This window comes from Pseudomonas sp. rhizo25, from assembly GCF_031931935.1.
In the GTDB taxonomy this organism is placed as follows: Bacteria; Pseudomonadota; Gammaproteobacteria; order Pseudomonadales; family Pseudomonadaceae; genus Aquipseudomonas; species Aquipseudomonas synxantha.
Genome location: NZ_JAUJXA010000042.1, coordinates 1 through 1,251 on the forward strand (window position 1 = coordinate 1; position 1,251 = coordinate 1,251).

The following is a 1,251-nucleotide window of genomic DNA, read 5'->3' on the forward strand; positions in this document are numbered from 1 at the left end:
GGGGTGTAGAACCGTAGACATCGTTTACATCTGAAACCGGGGACATCGTTTACACATTTGAGGCTTGGACGCGGGTCATACCTCGCCCAAGCCTTCCCAAGGGATAATCACACAAGTACAAATCCCAAACATCATCCTCAGCCTCTTTAAGCCCTATCTGCTCCCCAGACAGCGCCTCGCTGATAAATACCAACTTGCCGTTCCACTTGATCGATCCGTCCTGCCTGACGCTTCGAACCTTCATTTCTGCCGGATACTCCACATCGGGCAAGCATCCTGGGTAAGGCCGGGTAGACGGCACATACAAATCTGCCGGACGTTTCATGCCGAGCGCTTCATGAGGACGTACATAGTTGAATTCATGCCTGAAATGCTCCAGCAGAAGCTGCTGCTCGATTAGGTTTTCCCCTAAGGGCAATTCAAGTTTCAAGCTACGGTGCATTCGCTCATGGCGACCATTCTGGGCCGGTCTGCCTGGCATGATCCGCTCCGGATAAATGCCTAGACGTATCCACCAAACCGCCAGCGTGGACATTCTTGCCAGGCCAGGAGAGGCGAACGGAACCCCGTTGTCCGAACGGATAACTTCCGGCATGCCGTACTCTTCAAACAGCCTTTCAAATGCCTGTTTTACAGGCTGGGTCTTGATCTTGGGATGGGCCCTGCACGCCAAAATCATCCGGGATGCGTGGTCTGTGATGGTCAAAGGGAAGCACATCTGTGCGTTAAGCATCTTGAATTGCCCTTTGTAATCGGCGCACCACGTCTTGTTAGGTTCGTTGGCCTCTCGCATTTGCGCATGGGAAATACTGTGCCGGCGCTTGAAGCGCCGCTTGTTGACGAGCCCAAGTCGATCAAGCCATTGGCCTGCTGTACTTGGAGAAGGCCAGGCGACAGAGGGATCTTCAAGTCGTAATAGTTCGAGCAGCTTCTTTGGTCCCCATTTATCGTGGGCCTCCTTCATGGCCACCACGCGGGCCAAGATCTCGTCGTCGGTTTTATTTGGGCTGTTATGAGGTCGCCGGGACAGTTCGGCTAAGGACTTTAAGTCGCCGTTGTGCCGGCCAATCCACTTGTCGACGGTAGGTCGGCTAACGTTGAAACGGCGTGCCAGCTGGCTTTTGGTGTAGTTGCCAGAAAGCCAGTCAGCGACCAGTCTGATTCGTTGATTCATGGGGGACTCTTGGTTCCAGGGCATGATCAGTTACCTCCTGATCATGCGTATTAACCTGTAAACCATGTCCCCGGTTA

The 1,251-nt window shown here is 53.5% G+C and carries 1 protein-coding gene; it reads right to left on the reverse strand.

The features are described from left to right. Positions 1 to 49 precede the first annotated feature (49 nt). Positions 50 to 1,198: an integrase core domain-containing protein gene (locus QZR30_RS27830; protein ID WP_059397022.1), complete on the reverse strand. Its 1,149-nt coding sequence runs from the start codon at positions 1,196 to 1,198 to the stop codon at positions 50 to 52. Positions 1,199 to 1,251 lie beyond the last annotated feature (53 nt).